Genomic DNA, 16917 nt, shown 5'->3' on the forward strand with positions numbered 1-16917 from the left:
CGCATGTTTCCGTCCCCAGTTTTTCCCTCGGAAAATAAAGTCCCGCACAGATCGGGCTTTTCCCCGATTTTTTGATCCGATTTTCGAAGTAGAACTTTATTCTCGCGAAAACAAAGTCAGGTAGAAAACAAAGAGAAAGGGCTTGTGGGACAAGGATTTCCCCTTTTCGCCTCGTCCCGTTTTCCCGCTTGAATCAAATCTATATTCTCGCTGGATCAGGTGTTTATTTTGGATTGCAGGAGATTGTTATGGGGCTACAAATTCGCATTGCATAACCGCAACGCACTCCACATGCGCGGTCTGCGGGAACATGTCCACCGGCTGCACCTCTTTCACGGCGAAGCCCAGGTCGCACAGACGCCGCAGATCGCGGGCAAGGGTGATGTGGTTGCAGGACACGTACACCAGCCGCCGGGGCTTTGCAGACGCCACAGCCTCGAGCACGGCCGAATCGCACCCGCGGCGGGGCGGATCGAGAATGATGATGTCGGCGCGGTGGCCGCTCTCCAGCCAACCGGGCAGCACATCCTCCACCCGCCCGACGGCAAAATCGGCGTTGTGGATGTGGTTGTGCCGCGCGTTGGCCCGGGCATCGGCGATGGCCTGAGCCGCCGATTCCATCCCGTACACCCGGCGCGCCCGGCCGGCCAAGAGCAAGGCCATCGTACCCGTTCCGCAGTAAGCGTCGAGCACAACCTCCCCTGGGCGCACATCGGCTACCCGCTGGACGGTGTCGTACAACCGCCGCGCCTGCCGCGTGTTCACTTGAAAGAACGATTGGGGAGAGATCAGGAATTCCAGCGCCCCGATGCGCTCGGTGAGATGCGTCTTCCCCGCCAGCACTTCCGTGCTCCGGCCGAATACGCGGCCGCGGCGGCTGTCGGTGCGAGTCACCGCGACACTCACGACGCCGGGCAGGCCACAGAGGTTTTGTGCCAGATTCGCCAGTGCCCGCGCCGTCTCCAGCGTCTCGCCCGCAACCGGCCTGCGACTGTCCTCCGGATGGGAGGCAAGCGAAAAAATCAGCATCATTTCGCCAGTGGTGAAGGAATAACGGCCAATGATATGGTGGATACAAATGGCCCGCGGTCCGAGCAGCTCTGCGGCCGCATGGGCGGCCTGCACAATCGCCCGTTCGAGCGGATCGGGCTCGAGATGGCAAACCGCGGTCTCAACCAGGCCGTGGCTTTTCGGGGCGAAAAAGCCGAGCCGCGCCCCGCCGCGCCCGTCGAACTCCACCGGCACCTGCACCTGGTTTCGGTAGCGCCAGGGGGTATCCATCCCGAGCGTTGGGTGCACCGTGACCTTCTCCAGCTTGGCAAAGCGCGACAAGGCCTCGACGACCATAAGGCGCTTGTGCTCCAGTTGCCACTGGTAATCCAGGTGCTGCAACTGACACCCGCCGCAATCGCCAAACACCGCGCAACGCGGCTCCACCCGACCACTCGGGGGTCCGCCCGCCGCTCCCCCGGACACAGGCGCCGTAAAGGGCGCCCCGGCAACCGGCGGCGACGGCTCCCCCACCAGGATGGCACGGGCAAACCGCCGCGCGCGCTCGACAATCCGAACACGCGCCCGTTCTCCAGGAAGCAGGCCGGGGATGAACACCGCCACCCCGTGGACGTAGGCCACCGCCGCCCCATCGTCGTTCAGGCGCAGCGCCTCGACCTCGTGCACCTGGCCAGGGAACGGCTCGGTCGGGTCACCGGCCTCGTTTCGCGCCGTCCCGCTCACCGATGTCACCCCCCTGCTCTGATGCACTGGTCCGCCCGTGCATTGGACGACCTCGCCTTCCCCGTCGCGCATCACCCGCCAATGCGCTCAAGAATCAGCTTGTTGACCACCGCCGGATTGGCCTTGCCCTTGGTCGCCTTCATCGTCTGCCCGACCAGGGCGCCAAGCGCCTTTTGCTTGCCGGCGCGGTAATCCTCAACCGATTTCGGGTTGTTGGCGATGACTTCTTCAACAATCGGCACGAGCACCGCCTCGTCGCTGATTTGCTCCATTCCCTGTTCCTTGATGATAACCTCGGCGTCCTTGCCGCTCTCGCACATCAGCTTGAACACGTCGCGCGCCTGCTTGATGGAGATGGTCCCCTTGTCCACCTGCGCGATGAGCCCCGCCAACTGCTCCGGTCGCACCGGCGACGCCTCCACTGTCAATCCCTGGGCGTTCAGGTAGCCAAGCAGGTCGCCCATCACCCAGTTGCTCGCTGTCTTCGCGTCCGATCCGGCCGCGACCACGGATTCATAGTAATCAGCGACGGCCCGTTCGGCTGTCAGGACACCCGCATCGTAGGCGGGCAGGCCCAGTTCTTGTTCAAAACGGGCGCGCCGCTGGGCGGGCAGTTCCGGCAGCTCGGCCCGCACTCGGTCCAGCCAGGCGTCGTCGATATGCACGAACAGCAGGTCTGGCTCCGGAAAGTAGCGATAATCGTGCGCCTCTTCCTTGGAACGCATGCTGACGGTCGTCTGAGTGGCCTCGTCAAACCGTCGCGTCTCCTGTGTGACGGGCTGGCCCTGCTCCAGCAGCTGCGTCTGCCGCTGCACCTCGAACTCAAGTCCCCGCTGCACGTTGCGGAACGAGTTCATGTTTTTCAGTTCCGTCTTCTCTCCGAATTCTGTGGACCCTTCCGGACGCAGGGAGATGTTGGCGTCGCACCGCAGCGACCCCTCTTCCATGCGACAATCCGAGATGTCACAGTACTGCATGATGCTTTTGATGGCTTCCAGGTACAAGCGAGCCTCTTCCGGAGAGCGGATGTCCGGCTCCGAGACAATCTCAATCAGCGGCACGCCGGTCCGGTTGTAATCGATGAGACTGTGGCGCCCATCTTCCCCGTGCATCGACTTGCCCGCGTCCTCTTCCAAGTGCACACGCGTGATGCCAATGCGCTTGCGCCGCCCGTCGACCTCGATTTCCACGTACCCGTGCTCACCAATCGGCTGGTCGTACTGGGAAATCTGATAACCCTTCGGAAGGTCCGGATAAAAATAATTCTTTCGGTCAAACTTGCAGTCTTGGTTGATCTGGCAATTCAACGCTGTGGCCGCCTTGAGTGCCAGTTCCACCGCTTGCCGGTTGAGCACCGGCAGGGTGCCCGGGTGGCCCAGGCAAACCGGGCAGACATTGGTGTTGGGCGGATCGCCAAAATTGGTGCTGCACCCGCAGAAAATCTTTGTTTTCGTCTTGAGTTCGACATGCACCTCTAAGCCGATGACTGTTTCGTAGCCCATGTTCACGCCCCCATCCTCGGCAGCGGCATCGCAAACCCGCGCGCCTGTTCGTAGGTATGACCGACCCGAAGCAGCGTCGCCTCATCCCACCAGTGGGCCAACAGCTGCAAGCCTATCGGCAGACCTTCCGACGACACCCCACAGGGAACGCTGAGCGCCGGCAGACCGGCCAGGTTGGCCGGGATGGTGAAGATGTCATTCAGGTACATCTGCAGCGGGTTGTCCACCTTTTCACCGAGCGGGAAGGCGGTTGTCGGCGTGGTCGGCATCACGATGACGTCACAACGCTTGAACGCCTGCTCAAAATCCTCGCGGATGCGGGTGCGGACCTGCTGCGCGCGCCGGTAATAGGCATCGTAGTAGCCGGAGGACAAGGCGTAGGTACCAATCATGATGCGGCGTTTGACCTCCATGCCGAACCCTTCGCTGCGCGTGTTCTCGTACATTTCGGCGAGGCTCTGGCCGGCCGCGCGACGACCGTAGCGGACGCCGTCGTAGCGGGCCAGGTTGGACGAGGCTTCGGCCGGCGCAATCAGGTAATAGGTTGCCACCGCGTACCGCAGGTGGGGCAGATGGACTTCGACCACCTCCGCCCCAGCGTCCTGCAAAGTCTGGACGGCCTTGCCGACGGCCGCCTGGACCTCGGCGTCCACCCCATGCTCGTCCAATCCGGTGACCAGGCCGATGCGCAGCCCCTTGACGCCCCCCTCCAGGCCACGGACAAAATCGGGCACATCCCGCGGCGCCGACGTCGAATCCCGCTCGTCATGGCCGCTGATGGCCTGCAACACAAACGCGGCGTCCTCCACGGACCGCGTGAATGGGCCGATTTGGTCGAGGGACGAGGCAAACGCAATCAATCCGTAGCGCGACACCCGGCCATACGTCGGCTTCAGCCCGACGACGCCGCAGAAAGACGCCGGCTGGCGAATCGAGCCCCCCGTGTCCGATCCGAGCGCAAACGGCACCATTCCGGCGGCAACGGCTGCGGCAGAACCGCCGCTCGATCCGCCCGGAACCCGCTTTACATCGTACGGGTTGCGCGTCAATTGGAAGGCCGAGTTCTCGGTTGACGAGCCCATGGCGAACTCGTCCAGGTTGGTCTTGCCGAGCAGCACCCCCTGCGTCGCCGCCAAGCGCTGCGCCACCGTCGCGTCGTAGGGCGGGATGTAGCTTTCCAGAATCCGGCTGGCTGCCGTCGTCTTCAGGTTGCGCGTGCAGATGTTGTCCTTAAGCGCATAGGGCACACCGAACAGCGCGCCGTCAAACGCCTCTCCGTCCAGCCGGCGCGCCCGTTCCAGTGCCCGCTCCCCGTCCACCGTGAGAAAGGCCCCGATGGTCGGGTCGTGCTGTTCAATCATGCGCAGCGCCGATTCCGTCCACTCCGAAGGCTTCGACTCCTTCCGGCGCAGCGATGCGAGGATTTCCTTCACCGTATGTACACTCATGCTTATCCCTCCAGGACCGCCGGCACCCGGACATACTCATCCGTGCTGTCCGGTGCGCAGGCCAAGGCCACGTCGCGCGCCAAGCCAGGCCGCGGTTCATCCTCGCGAAACACGTTGGTACGAGCCAACGAGTGGCTCGTCGGCGCCACATCATCCAGATTCAGCTGCTGCAGCTGCTCCGCATAACCAATGATCTCGCTCAATTGCGGCGCCAGGTGCGCCACTTCCTCGTCGGACAGCGACAGACGCGCCAAGGCGGCCACGTGCCGAACCGTCTCTTCGCTGATCTTCACGGCTATCCCTCCAGCATCGATCCATGACGACAAAGCCCCTGCTTTGCGGGGACCTTCATCGCATGCAGTCTTTCCGGATTATAGCACACTGTTCAACATATCCGCAGGGGTCAGTGGGCGACGAGGAGGACCACAATGGAAGCCAAGGAGAAGCAGATGCCGACAAGATAGAGGAAGGCCACGGTCTGGATTTGCGAGAGCCCGGACTTCATCAACATATGGAAGGTATGACCTTTGTCGGCGACGTAAATCGGCCGGTTGTGCCGAAAGCGACGGATGATCACCCACAGCGCATCGATAATCGGTACGCCCAAGGCCAGCACCGGCACAACCAACGACACCAAAGTGGCGCTCTTGAACGCGCCTTCGACCGCAATCGCCGCCAACACAAAGCCGAGAAAAGTGGCGCCCGCGTCCCCCATGAAGATGCGGGCCGGATGGAAGTTGTGCCGCAGAAAACCAAGCGCGGTCCCCATCAGGATGACCGCGAAGATGGCCATGGAGTACTGCGCCTTCAACACCGCGATGAAGAACAGGGTCATGGCGGATATCGCCGCGATACCCGCCGCCAACCCGTCGACCCCGTCCAGGAAGTTCATCATATTGGTGATGGCCACCACCCACAGCACCGTCGTGACGATGGACAGCCACAGCGGGAAGTGATAAAAATGCGGATGAAACGGCATGTTCACGCCGTTGATGCTGACTCCGAAGACGACGAGGATTAAAGCGGCCAATACCTGTGTGCAAAATTTCGGCCACGCTTTCAAGTCCCGGTTCCTCGTCTTGTAGAAATCGTCGAGGATGCCAATGGCGAAGATAAGCAGGCCACCCAGCGCGATCCCCCAGAAGGTGTGATCCACCCGGCCAAAGACGGCAGCCGTCGCGATGCAGCCAAAGTAGATCGACAACCCGCCAAGCAGTGGAACCGGCTCGGTGTGAATCTTACGGTGATTGGGTTGATCAACGAACCCGATGCGCAGTGCAAACCTGCGGATGTACGGAACCGTCGTGTATACAAGCAGAAATGACAGCAGAAAGCCGACCAGATAGTACCACACAGGCATCGAAAACCCTCCGTCCTCATCCAATCCGACGACCCAACGAGAGTCTGCGTTTCAGATGCCGCCCGAGTCTGACAATGGTTGTGCACTTGCCGTTAGCGTTTCCTGGCCTACCTTGCGCTTATACCCACAGGGCAAGCGCGTCCGTCATAATTCCCCACTATCATAGCCGAGGCCTGCCAGCAACGCAATCGCTTGACGGCCAGACCGACATGATTGCCCGGCCGTTCTCATACACATGTACCGGACAGTCGCATCCAGCGTCTCGCCACACGGTCTGAGAACGGAGGGAATGGTATGCTCACCACCGGTCAGGAAATCCTCGTCGCGTGCATCGTCGGCATTCCCGTTGTGTTTGCGCTCGGCCGCTATTCCACCCGCGTGACATGGTTTCACGCCCGCACAGAAGAAAAGTACAGTGTGACCGAATTCGTGCGCGGCCGCGAGTGACCGCCCTGATGCCTACACATCGGCACCGGCCTCGCGCAGCCAGGTCAAGAACTGGTCCTCGTCTAGAATCTGTAAATCGGGCCGTTCACCCGACTCGCGCAGCCGGTGCGCCTTCTCCAGCTTTGACCCCGCCTTCTCCCCGGCCACCACCACATCGGTGCTCCGACTGACACTGCCGGTCACCTTGCCCCCATAACGTTCAATCCATTGGGAGGCCGTTTTTCTGTCCATCCGGGCAAGCGTCCCGGTCAGGACAAAGGTGCGACCGGCAAACCGTTCATCCTGCGCCACAGCCGGGGTCCGGTCACAATAACGCATGTTCACCCCGGCCGCCCGCAGCTTCTCAATCACAATCTGGGCACCCGGATTGGCGAAGAAGCTGACGATGGACTGCGCCATCTTCGGACCGACCTCGCGAATCCGCGTCAACTCATCCACGTCGGCTGCGGCTAGGGCGTCCAGCGTGCCGAACTCGCTCGCCAGCACCTTGGCCGCCTTTTCTCCCACCAGACGGATGCCCAAACCGAACAACAGGCGCTCCAACGAGTTTTGCTTGCTCTGCTCAATCGCCTGGAGCAGGTTGTCCGCCAATTTTTCTCCCATCCGATCAAGCCCCAGCAGTTGGTCCCGCGTCAACGCGTAAAGATCAGCGACGTCGCGGATGAGCCCATGCGCGAGCAGCTGCGTCACCCACTGCTCGCCCAAGCCTTCGATGTTCATCGCATCGCGGGAGACGAAATGAATGATCCCCTCGCGAATCATCGCCGGACAGCGCGGGTTCACGCACCGCCACGCGGCCTCGTCGGGCAGCCGCAAGAGCGGCTCGTTGCACTGCGGGCAATGGGTTGGCATCTCAAACGGCTGCTCATCGCCGGTGCGGCGCTCCGGCAGCGAGCGGACGACTTCCGGGATAATGTCGCCGGCCTTCTGGACAACAATCCAGTCTCCGACGCGGATGTCCTTCTCCCGAATCAAGTCCTCGTTGTGCAAAGACGCCCGCGACACCGTCGTACCCGCCAATTGGACCGGATCAAACGAAGCTGTCGGGGTCACCGCGCCTGTGCGTCCGACGCTGAAGATGATGGCGCGCAAGCGCGTCTCCGCCTGTTCCGCCTGGAACTTGTACGCCACCGCCCAGCGCGGGCTACGTGCGGTGAAGCCGAGCTGCTGCTGCTGGGCGAGCGAGTTGACCTTAATCACCATGCCGTCGGTCGCGTACGGCAACTCCAGCCGCCGCTGCGCCCAAGAATCGATGTACGCGATGACCGCTTCCATGTTGTCAAAACGCTCACGCAGCGGATTCACGTGCAGCCCCAGGCTGCTCATCCATTCCAGCGCCTGCTCATGCGTCTGAATCGGGGTATCGACGGCGTCGGCGTCGGCCAAGTGGTAGACAAACACTGCCAGCCGCCGCGAGGCGGCAACGCGCGGATCCAGCTGGCGCAGGGAGCCGGCGGCGGCATTGCGCGGGTTGGCAAACACCGTCTCGCCTGCGGCCTCGCGCGCCTCATTCAGGCGCTCAAAAGCGCGCTTGGGCATGTACGCCTCGCCCCGGACCTCAATCGACACCGGTTCTCGCAGCCGCAGCGGCACGCTGTGAATGGTGCGGATGTTGGCAGTGATGTCCTCGCCGACCTCCCCGTCGCCGCGCGTCGCCCCCCGCACCAGACGCCCTTGCTCATAGCGCAGGGAAACGGCCAGACCGTCGATCTTCAGTTCGCAGACGTATTCGACGTTGTCCCCGACCGCCGCACGCACGCGGCGGTCAAACTCGCGCAGGTCGGCGGGGCCGTAGGCGTTGGCCAAGGAGAGCATGGGAATCTCGTGCTCGACCTTGGCAAACCCGGCCAACGCTTCTCCGCCCACGCGCTGGCTCGGCGAATCGGGAGTAACCAACTCTGGATGGGCCGCCTCCAATTCCATCAATTCGCGCATCAAGGCGTCATATTCGGCATCGGTGATCTCCGGATCATCCAAGACGTAGTAGCGGCGGTTGTGGTATTCAATCTGGTTGCGCAGTTGTTCGATGCGCGCCGCCGCATCGACAGACCGACTGTTCGTTGTCATCCTCACGCCTCCGCCTGCACTTTTTCAATGGGAGCAAACCGCGCCAACAGCCGTTTCAGGCCGGTCGGCGCGGGAAAGGCGATGACCAACTCCACATCTTCCCCTTCCCCGCGCGTCTCAATCACAGTGCCCACGCCCCACTTACGGTGCTCCACCTTGTCGCCCGATTGAAAGTCGTAAGAGCGGTTGCGGCCGATATCCGACACCCGCCGTCCCCACGGGCGTTCTTCCACCGCCTTGTGGCGACGGCCCGCGGTCTGGTGGCCAGCCACCGTGTCCGATACCACAGCGAGCGCCTCCTTCGGCATCTCGGCGAGGAAGCGAGACGGGGTGTACTCGCGGTATTGGCCGAAGATCATGCGCGCTCGGCAGTGGGTCAGGTATAGTTGTTCCCGGGCCCGCGTCACTCCCACATAGCATAACCGCCGCTCCTCCTCCATTTCCTCCGGCGAAGCCAGAGCGCGGCTGTGCGGGAAGATACCTTCCTCAAACCCGGTGATGAAGACGACCGGGAATTCCAACCCCTTGGCGCTGTGCAGGGTCATCAGGACGACCTGGTTGGCGTTCTCGTCCTTGCCTGTCGCCGGTTTGCCGCCGTTTAAGTCCGTATCGGCAATCAGCGCGACCTCGTCCAGGAACGCATGCAGCCCGTCGCGGGGCGCCCCCTCAAACCGCTCATCGAACTCGGATGTGACCGACAAAAACTCATCCAAGTTTTCCAAACGGGCCTCCGATTCCAGGGACTTGTCGGCCATGAGGGCCTGGCGATAGCCGGTGCGATTGAGGATTTCCTCGGTCAGTTCGCTGACGTTCAGGGACTCGCTCATCCGAACGAGCGCATCCACGAGTTCGACAAACTGCTCGATGGATTTGCGGGCTCGCCCCCCGACACCCGCCTGATCAGCCGCACGCAACGCCTGATACAAAGAGGTTCCGTTGGCTGCGGCGAATTGACGCAGTTTATCCATGGTCGTGTCGCCGATCCCACGCTTGGGTTCATTGATGACGCGCTCCAGGCTGACCTCGTCGTTCGCATTCAACACCAACCGCAGGTAAGCCAAAACGTCTTTGATCTCCTTGCGCTCGTAGAAGCGCACACCGCCAAAGATGCGGTAGGGGATGCCCTGCTGCAGGAGGTGTTCTTCCAACACACGCGATTGCGCGTTGGTGCGATACAGAATGGCAAAGTCGCGGTACGCCCGGCCCTGTTTGCAGAGTTCCTGGATGCGCTCCAGCACATAACGCGCCTCAGCCCGTTCGTCGCCCGCCTGATAGAGGGCCACCCTCTCGCCTTCCGGGTTCTCCGTCCACAGGTTCTTTTCCCTGCGCTGCTGGTTGTTGCGAATGACCTGGTTAGCCACCTTGAGGATGGTCTTGGTGGAACGGTAGTTTTGTTCCAGCCGAATCACCTTGGCGTCGGGATAATCCCGCTCAAACTGCAGAATGTTGCGGATGTCGGCGCCGCGCCATCCGTATATGGATTGATCCGAATCCCCGACCGCGCACAGGTTCCGTCGGCCCGCCGCCAGCAGATGAACCAGCCGATATTGGGCATGGTTGGTGTCCTGGTACTCGTCGACATGAATGTAGTGAAAGCGGTTATGGTAGAACGCCAGGACATCCGGAGCCTGTTCAAGCAACTGCACAGTTTTCAAAATCAAATCGTCAAAATCTAACGCATGGTTGGCCCGCAGCCGTTTCTCATATTCCAACCACGCATCCCCGGCCACCTTTTCAAACGGTGTGCTGGCCTTGTCGCGGTAGCGGGCAGGTGTCTGGAGCACGTTTTTGGCCGCGCTGATGGCCGACTTGACGGCGCGTGCATCGTATTGCTTGGTGTTTACGTTCATATCGCTGAGGACGCGGCGCAAGACAGCCACCTGGTCAGCATCGTCGAGAATCGTGAAGTGCGACGGATACCCCAGGTGCTCAATGTCGCGGCGCAACATCCGCACGCACAGAGAGTGGAACGTGGAAGCCCAGACGTCCTGGGACAAAGGGCCTGTCCATTGGGCAATCCGTTCCTGCATCTCACGCGCCGCTTTATTGGTAAACGTGATGGCCAAGACACTCCAGGGGGCAGCCCGCCGCGTCGCCACCAGGTAGGCGATGCGCCGAGTCAGCACACTGGTCTTGCCGCTGCCGGCGCCGGCGATGATGAGCAACGGGCCTTCTGTCGTCTCCACCGCCTCCCGCTGCTGCGGGTTCAGCCCGGCAAGAATCTCCTCGATACCTGGCGAGGCTTGAAACATCCGAATCTCTCCTCGCGGCTGCGTCAGAGCAGCCCGTCTCTGTTCCTCCATTATACCTAAAGCGCGGCGCCAGGTGGCAAACGTTTGTTCGCCCCCGGGTTTCCCGCCCACCAGTTGACGGAGCAGCCGCAGCGTGCTATATTATCCTCTGTCCGACGGCACAAGCGCGGCGGAATGTAGCTCAGGTGGTAGAGCGCACGGTTCGGGACCGTGAGGTCGCAGGTTCAAGTCCTGTCATTCCGACCAAGTGAAGTTCAGTGCATGAGGAATAGTGGGATTAGCGAAAGCCCACTTTTCGGAGTCGCGGCCGCCTTCCAGTCCAAACTGGAAGGCGGTTTTTACATGCCCATGATATCCGAAAAGAACGTGATGCTATGGGGATTCACCTTTAAGCGAAACCTGGGTGGCTGGCGCATCAGCAGGCCGACAGACGCCGGCTTCACAATGCCCAACCGGTGTAATGCGGCGGCTTCGCGCCACCCAATCATACAATGGAGCCGCGACGCCCAAGCGGATGCCGATGGCCAAGACCAAGGCGAAAGGCCAATACACGGGCACTCGCTTGGCCAATTCGAGCATCGCCTGGGCGCCGGCATACCATTGGTGACGATCCGGCTGATACGCGTGCACCGCTGCCGCGGCGCGACTTGCGTCCAGCCCGTAGGCTGCGACAACCGCACCGTCGCGCAAATTGGCAAAAGTGATGCGGCCAAGCCAGTCCCACCGCCTGGTCCAACGTACAGTACGGCGGCAGAGCTCGCACCACCCGTCATAGAACACAATCAGCGTGGGTTCACGGTGTTTTTCCATGACTTTATTGTAGCGCCCGCAGTGAAAATGGCCACTGGGACAAGCGGGCCATGTTCACAGACAGTTCCACACCCCCGACGGGGCTGTCATGTATAATATAAACTGCAAACGGATTTGGCTTTGCCCAAACGAACGAGGAGGCTCGAGAATGGCTGGTATTTTCCAAAGGATTCGGGAAATCGGTCTGGCCAACATTCATGCCGCACTGGATCGGGCGGAAGACCCGGTCAAAATGTGCGACCAATACCTGCGCGACATGGAGGACGAGATTGAAGACGCGGTGCGGGCGGTGTCCCTGCAAACAGCCACCAAGATCTCGTTGGAAAAGAAGCACCAAGGTTTGTTGGATGAGGTGAGTAAATACCAGACATACGCCGAACGAGCCGTGGAGCAAGGCAACGACGAACTGGCGCGCAAAGCGCTGGTCAACAAGAATAAATACCAGCAGCAGGCGGATGAGTTAAAACCGCAACTGGACGCCGCGCGCGCGACGACAGAGGAATTGAACGAGCGGTTACGCGACATGCGGGAAAAGTTCGACGAGATGAAAGCCAAGCGAGACGTGCTTGTGGCGCGGGCGGAGGCGGCCAAGGCGCAGAAGAAAATCAACCAGACCGTGGGCGGTATCGGAGACGGCCGGGCGCTCCGCGGACTGGAGCGCATGGAGGCGGCTGTCAACCGCATGGAAGCGGAAGCGCAAGCCACACGTTCCCTGTCCGAACAGGAAGAAGACCCGTTCCGCGAGTTGATGGAAAATGAGCGCTCGCAAGCCGTCGAAGACGAGCTGGCGGCGCTCAAGCAAAAGCTGGGGAAGGCACAATGAAAGCCCGCTTGGCCGGTGGCGTCCTGGCCGCTTTGACAGCGCTTCTGTGCTGGGTTCAGACAGCCTGGGCGGCGCCTCAACTGCCGGCCAAGGAAGGCATCGTCACCGACGACGCCCACCTGTTCACCAGCGCCCAGGTCTCGCAGTTGGAACAACGGTTGGCGGCCAACACCCGTTACCACTTCTACGTGCTGACGGTCCCGCACAACGAAAGCTTTGCGTCCCTGGCTGAGCAGGTGTTCAGCGCATGGGGCATGGGCGGCAATGATGTCCTGATTGCCATTGATGCGGCCGATAGACGGGTGGAGGTCGTCACCGAACGCGGTTCACCGTTGGACAACATCATTCGCGGCCGCGAGCCCGGGGCCACCGTGGCCGACAAGTACCGCGCCCTGACCGACCAATACTTCGTACCCGACGCCCGTTCCGGGAACTACGTAGCGGCAGTGGAAAAAACGGCGGCTGCACTGAGCGGTCTCAAGCCCCGTTCGCAGGTCATCCTGCCGTACCTCATAGCGGCAGCCGCAGTGGTCATGGGCATCCTTGGCGCGCTCGTAACCCTCTCCCGCCGTCGCCGGCGGTTGCAGTTGTGCAAGCGCGTGGATGCGGCGGAGAGGGAGTTGACGGACGTTCTCAGCCTGTGCATCGAGCGGGAACGACGGTTGCAGGATGAGCTCCCGTTTGCAGACGGCGAAAGGCGTGAGCAGCTTGTGGCCGAACGGGGGCGGATTGCCCAAGCCCTGCCGCGGCTCAATGAGTTGCGCCGGCAACTGACGCGTCCGGGACTGGGCGTCCTGCAGGTAGACCAGATTGAAGCCGAAGCGCGCCGTCTCCGCCGGTACGTACTGGGTGAAACCGCAGCTGCGGACGCGACAGCCGACCGCGAGGCCGCCATTGACCCGGATAAGCCACTGCCCCCACCCCGCTTTGCACGCGACGGTTGGGGGAACGATGAGTTCGACGAGCGTCCGGAGAGGGACAGGGACATCCACCGGACAATCCGTTCGACAGAGCCGACCACCGTCATCGTGGAGAGATCCGGTCCTTCGTTCCTGGAGACCATGATTGGACTGGAGATGGCAGAGGCCATCTTCGACGACGACCGCCGGCAAAACGGGTTTGCCGGAGGCGACAGCGACAGTTGGAACGGTGGCGTGGACGCGGGCGGATCGGATTGGGGCGGTGGACCCGATTGGGGTGGCGGAGGCGGCGGCGATACCAGCGGCGGTGGATCCGACTGGTAGCTGAATCCTATCCATGCGTCTGCGTGAGAAATCGGCAACCCCCCTCCGCCTGCTCGGCGGACGGGGGGTTTGTCCATGGACTGGCTTAGTGGACGCCCGCCATCTCCTGCACCGGTTGATAGATCTTCGCCAGCTGCAGCAGATATGTGTTGCTGGCCGGCTCCGTCGGATAATACCCCTTTTGCGTCATCCACTGCGATACCTCAAGGGCATGGCGTGAATTCATGCGAAACGCGTCTTCGAGGAACTGGCGCAGTTGCGGATCGCTCGCTTCAAAGGCCGCCCAGGCGTATTCCCGGCCTGCCCGTTTTAGCGTCAGCAGGTATGAGGTGGCAATCGCCCGGTCGTCCAGATTCGAGGCGTCGGGTTTCGGGGTCACCGGCTGCGGCGTTGGCGGCTGTGCCTGCGTCATCTTGGCCGGCATGGCCGGTACGGACAACGTTTGCTTGCACTGCTGCTTCGTCGCCCACTCGACCTTCATGTTGTAGTCCCTGATATGAGCGTCCATGTGCTTCTCCAGCATCTGCTTGAGCTGCGCATCGGTCGCGTGGTTCTTGAAAAACCCCATGCAGTTGATGCTGTTCACACAGCTTAAGAGCAATTCGTTGAGATCAAACGCCTCATGTCCCTGCAGCGGCATACGCTCTCCCCCTTTGCCCTGGTGGCGCCGCGGCAACCGCCTCGACGCTTTGGCCCCGCCGGTCATCCGGCGGCCGACCGTTTCTAGTGTCAGCCGCCAAAGCGGAGCTTATCCTTGCCATCAAACGGGCACACTCCAGGCATGCTGAAGATGAGGAGGGGAGCAGTATGCCAACCGCGTTTCGCAGTTGGACCGTGTTTAACGCCGTGATGAAACTGCTGGGTTATGGAAGTATATTCCTGATTGCAGACACGCTGCTGCCCAATCTTTACACCCGGGCCTGGACGCCCGTTCTCACTGTACTGTTGTTGACGGCGGTGGGATTGGTGGCCGATTTGACCGTGGTCCCGCGCCTTGGCAATCTGCCCGCACTCGGTCTTGGCTTGCTCGGCATGACGGGAATCATCTGGGCCGTCGCCCAGTTTGCACCGGGCAACCGTCTCGGCTGGATAACAGCCCTGGTGTTGGCGATTTGCCTGGGACCGCTTGAATACGGGTTGCACGAGGTGATGCTGCGCGGCTTAGGATATCGCAGCTCCAGAGACAAACAAGGCGTTTGACACCGCGTCCCAGAGCAGGAAAACGGATTTGTATGGGGAATTCATTCACAGTGGGGACGTCATAGAGTCCCTGGTGATTCCGTACGATTTGATAAGCCTCGTTATGAGTGATCTTGGAGACAGAACCGAATAGATTCCACGCAAAGGAAGTTGATGGCGGTGAATCTATTGGAACTGATGCACGCCGCGGTGGAACGGTTTGGGAACCGAGAGTGTCTCCGCTACAAGCGGGACGGTCAGTGGCACGCGCTGACCTATCAAGAGGTCTGGAACCTCGCCGGGCAGTTTGCCATCGGTCTGCGCCAGCTCGGCGTGAAAGCGGACCACAAGGTGGGCTTGCTCGCCACCAATCGCCCCGCCTGGCCCATCAGCGACCTCGCGATCCAGCGCCTCGGAGCCATTGTTACCCCCATTTACCCCACGCTCCCGGCAAACCAGGTCCGTTTCATCCTGGAAAATGCTGATGTGCAGTTGTTGATTGTCGAGGATGAGGCACAGCTGGACAAGGTTGAACAGGATTGGCCACCGGTGCTGCGACGCATCATCACCATCGAACCGGTATCCGAAGAACACGGAGACCGAATCGTCTCCTTTCAGCGGGTGCTCGCTCTGGCCGATGAACCGTCTGCCCGCCGCGACCCCCTGCCAAGCATCCATGATATTCCGGATGATCGCGTAGCGACTATCGTGCACACTTCAGGCACCTCCGGCCAACCGAAGGGCGTGATGCTCTCCCACGCCAACCTGGTCAGCAATGTGCAGTCCAGCCTCACCCTAGTGCCTGTGTCGATGGACGACATCAGCCTCTCCTACCTTCCCCTCTCGCACATCTTTGAGCGGACTGTGGGACAGTTTGCTTCCTTGGCGAACGGCTGCACCATCGCGTACGCAGAAGGGATTGACAAGATTCAGGAAAACTTGCTTGAGGTGCGCCCCACCATCCTGATCACGGTCCCTCGGCTGTTGGAGAAAGTCTACGCCAAGGTGCAAGAACAGTTGGCCAAGGCGCCCGCTCCCGTCCGGCAGATGGCGCGGGTGACCCTGAAGAAGGGAAAAACCAGCGGGATCACCTACCGACTGGTCGATATGTTGGTATTCAGCAAGGTCAGAAACGCTTTCGGCGGTCGGTTGCGGCTCATTGTTTCCGGTGGCGCCGCGCTCAACGCAGAGATAGCCGCGTTTTATGCGCAAGCCGGGATTCCGATCTGCGAAGGGTACGGCATGACCGAATCGGCCCCGGTCATCGCAGTCAACCCGATAGGGGCCCAGCGTCCAGGAACCGTCGGCAAACCCATACCCGGCGTCGAGGTGAAGATCACCTCCGATGGAGAACTGTTGGCGCGCGGCCCCAACGTGATGGTTGGTTACTACGGGCAGCCGGAAGAAACCAAGGCCGCGCTGGACGCGGACGGCTGGCTGCACACGGGAGACATCGCGGAGATGGACGACGGTTACATCCGCATCATCGACCGCAAGAAACACATCCTGGTCCTGTCAACCGGCAAAAACGTCGCACCGCTGCCGATTGAGAGCGCGCTCTGCCTCGCTCCTCACATCGCCAGCGCCGTGGTCCTTGGCGACAGGCGCAAATTTGTAAGCGCACTCATTGTTCCCGATTTTGAATCGATGCAAGGGTTTTTGCGTAAAAAGGGGATTTCCGGCCCCGTTCAGGTCTGGATCCGCCACCCCGAGGTCGTGTCCCTGTTTCAGAAGGAGGTCCGCGAGGCGGTCCAGGGATTTGCCAGCTTCGAACAGCCGAAGCGGTTTGCCCTGCTCGCGGAGGATTTCACCATCGAATCGGGAGACCTGACACCGACCCTGAAAGTTCGCACCCGCATCGTCTACGATAGGTACAGGGACCAAATTGAGGCGATGTACAAAGGCGACGATTACATCCCTGTCTTTCCCGAATCCAGCCCGCCCGAGCGCCAGCTGGCCCCGGATGGTCCCACGCTGCCACCGCACGCGTAGGGGGCTTGGTTTTCGCTTATACTGAAACGGAAACCGACACACGGTCGGCAAAGGAGGAA

14 protein-coding genes and 1 tRNA gene are annotated in these 16917 nt (G+C 61.3%); 6 read left to right on the forward strand and 9 right to left on the reverse strand.

Going from position 1 to position 16917, the window contains the following annotated elements; translation table 11 throughout:
* Positions 1 to 246: 246 nt before the first annotated feature.
* From rlmD to AK2_RS06405, 5 genes are all read right to left on the reverse strand, one after another.
* Positions 247 to 1734 carry a 23S rRNA (uracil(1939)-C(5))-methyltransferase RlmD gene (rlmD, locus tag AK2_RS06385; RefSeq protein WP_067932561.1) on the reverse strand — a complete coding sequence of 496 codons (1488 nt, stop codon included), beginning with the start codon at positions 1732 to 1734 and terminating at the stop codon, positions 247 to 249.
* A 71-nt stretch (positions 1735 to 1805) separates the two neighbouring features.
* On the reverse strand, positions 1806 to 3236 hold the full coding sequence (gene gatB, locus AK2_RS06390; RefSeq protein WP_067932564.1) for an Asp-tRNA(Asn)/Glu-tRNA(Gln) amidotransferase subunit GatB: 1431 nt from the start codon (positions 3234 to 3236) through the stop codon (positions 1806 to 1808).
* A 2-nt stretch (positions 3237 to 3238) separates the two neighbouring features.
* Positions 3239 to 4684: an Asp-tRNA(Asn)/Glu-tRNA(Gln) amidotransferase subunit GatA gene (gene gatA, locus AK2_RS06395; protein WP_067932565.1), complete on the reverse strand. Its 1446-nt coding sequence runs from the start codon at positions 4682 to 4684 to the stop codon at positions 3239 to 3241.
* A 2-nt stretch (positions 4685 to 4686) separates the two neighbouring features.
* Positions 4687 to 4977: an Asp-tRNA(Asn)/Glu-tRNA(Gln) amidotransferase subunit GatC gene (gene gatC / locus AK2_RS06400; RefSeq protein ID WP_067932567.1), complete on the reverse strand. Its 291-nt coding sequence runs from the start codon at positions 4975 to 4977 to the stop codon at positions 4687 to 4689.
* 110 nt (positions 4978 to 5087) lie between these two features.
* A complete protein-coding gene (locus AK2_RS06405; RefSeq protein WP_067932569.1) occupies positions 5088 to 6044 on the reverse strand; it encodes an MraY family glycosyltransferase in 957 nt (318 codons plus the stop codon).
* Between the two features lie 294 nt (positions 6045 to 6338).
* Between AK2_RS06405 and AK2_RS16835 the strand changes: the two genes are divergently transcribed.
* Positions 6339 to 6491 (forward strand): hypothetical protein, encoded by a 153-nt coding sequence (locus tag AK2_RS16835; protein WP_157076250.1) that lies wholly within the window; start codon positions 6339 to 6341, stop codon positions 6489 to 6491.
* A 12-nt stretch (positions 6492 to 6503) separates the two neighbouring features.
* On the opposite strand, the gene ligA is transcribed toward AK2_RS16835, so the two are convergent.
* Positions 6504 to 8558, reverse strand: coding sequence for an NAD-dependent DNA ligase LigA (ligA, locus tag AK2_RS06410; RefSeq protein ID WP_067932571.1), 2055 nt, complete (start codon positions 8556 to 8558; stop codon positions 6504 to 6506).
* Positions 8559 to 8560: 2 nt separating this feature from the next.
* Positions 8561 to 10810, reverse strand: a complete 2250-nt coding sequence (gene pcrA / locus AK2_RS06415; protein ID WP_067932573.1) for a DNA helicase PcrA — start codon at positions 10808 to 10810, stop codon at positions 8561 to 8563.
* 170 nt (positions 10811 to 10980) lie between these two features.
* On the opposite strand from pcrA, the gene AK2_RS06420 reads away from it, so the two are divergent.
* A tRNA-Pro gene (locus AK2_RS06420) sits at positions 10981 to 11056 on the forward strand.
* Between the two features lie 126 nt (positions 11057 to 11182).
* Here the strand turns inward: AK2_RS06420 and AK2_RS06425 are convergent.
* Positions 11183 to 11620, reverse strand: a complete 438-nt coding sequence (locus AK2_RS06425) for a thiol-disulfide oxidoreductase DCC family protein (protein WP_067932575.1) — start codon at positions 11618 to 11620, stop codon at positions 11183 to 11185.
* 148 nt (positions 11621 to 11768) lie between these two features.
* Here AK2_RS06425 and AK2_RS06430 point away from each other — a divergent pair, with 148 nt between their 5' ends.
* A complete protein-coding gene (locus AK2_RS06430; protein WP_067932577.1) occupies positions 11769 to 12443 on the forward strand; it encodes a PspA/IM30 family protein in 675 nt (224 codons plus the stop codon).
* Positions 12440 to 13687, forward strand: a complete 1248-nt coding sequence (locus AK2_RS06435) for a TPM domain-containing protein (RefSeq protein WP_067932579.1) — start codon at positions 12440 to 12442, stop codon at positions 13685 to 13687. Before AK2_RS06430 ends, AK2_RS06435 begins: the two co-directional genes overlap by 4 nt.
* An 85-nt stretch (positions 13688 to 13772) precedes the next feature.
* Here the strand turns inward: AK2_RS06435 and AK2_RS06440 are convergent, their stop codons facing one another.
* A complete protein-coding gene (locus AK2_RS06440) occupies positions 13773 to 14327 on the reverse strand; it encodes a spore coat protein (protein WP_067932581.1) in 555 nt (184 codons plus the stop codon).
* Positions 14328 to 14494: 167 nt separating this feature from the next.
* Between AK2_RS06440 and AK2_RS06445 the strand changes: the two genes are divergently transcribed.
* Together AK2_RS06445 and AK2_RS06450 are read left to right on the forward strand one after the other, a co-directional pair.
* Positions 14495 to 14887 carry a DUF2512 family protein gene (locus tag AK2_RS06445; RefSeq protein WP_067932583.1) on the forward strand — a complete coding sequence of 131 codons (393 nt, stop codon included), beginning with the start codon at positions 14495 to 14497 and terminating at the stop codon, positions 14885 to 14887.
* A gap of 159 nt (positions 14888 to 15046) precedes the next feature.
* Entirely contained in the window at positions 15047 to 16858 is a 1812-nt protein-coding gene (locus tag AK2_RS06450) for an AMP-dependent synthetase/ligase (RefSeq protein WP_169794737.1), read from the forward strand.
* The last annotated feature ends 59 nt before the right edge of the window (positions 16859 to 16917 follow it).

It is taken from the genome of Alicyclobacillus kakegawensis NBRC 103104, assembly GCF_001552655.1.
GTDB classification, from domain to species: Bacteria; Bacillota; Bacilli; order Alicyclobacillales; family Alicyclobacillaceae; genus Alicyclobacillus_G; species Alicyclobacillus_G kakegawensis.

Bases quoted from the DNA above. Each gene is read 5' to 3' on its own strand.
- pcrA (WP_067932573.1), bottom strand. From the start codon at position 10,810: ATGTTTCAAGCCTCGCCAGGTATCGAGGAGATTCTTGCCGGGCTGAAC.
- AK2_RS16835 (WP_157076250.1), top strand. From the start codon at position 6,339: ATGCTCACCACCGGTCAGGAAATCCTCGTCGCGTGCATCGTCGGCATT.
- gatA (WP_067932565.1), bottom strand. From the start codon at position 4,684: ATGAGTGTACATACGGTGAAGGAAATCCTCGCATCGCTGCGCCGGAAG.
- AK2_RS06425 (WP_067932575.1), bottom strand. From the start codon at position 11,620: ATGGAAAAACACCGTGAACCCACGCTGATTGTGTTCTATGACGGGTGG.
- AK2_RS06405 (WP_067932569.1), bottom strand. From the start codon at position 6,044: ATGCCTGTGTGGTACTATCTGGTCGGCTTTCTGCTGTCATTTCTGCTT.
- AK2_RS06445 (WP_067932583.1), top strand. From the start codon at position 14,495: ATGCCAACCGCGTTTCGCAGTTGGACCGTGTTTAACGCCGTGATGAAA.
- gatB (WP_067932564.1), bottom strand. From the start codon at position 3,236: ATGGGCTACGAAACAGTCATCGGCTTAGAGGTGCATGTCGAACTCAAG.
- AK2_RS06440 (WP_067932581.1), bottom strand. From the start codon at position 14,327: ATGCCGCTGCAGGGACATGAGGCGTTTGATCTCAACGAATTGCTCTTA.
- AK2_RS06430 (WP_067932577.1), top strand. From the start codon at position 11,769: ATGGCTGGTATTTTCCAAAGGATTCGGGAAATCGGTCTGGCCAACATT.
- AK2_RS06435 (WP_067932579.1), top strand. From the start codon at position 12,440: ATGAAAGCCCGCTTGGCCGGTGGCGTCCTGGCCGCTTTGACAGCGCTT.
- ligA (WP_067932571.1), bottom strand. From the start codon at position 8,558: ATGACAACGAACAGTCGGTCTGTCGATGCGGCGGCGCGCATCGAACAA.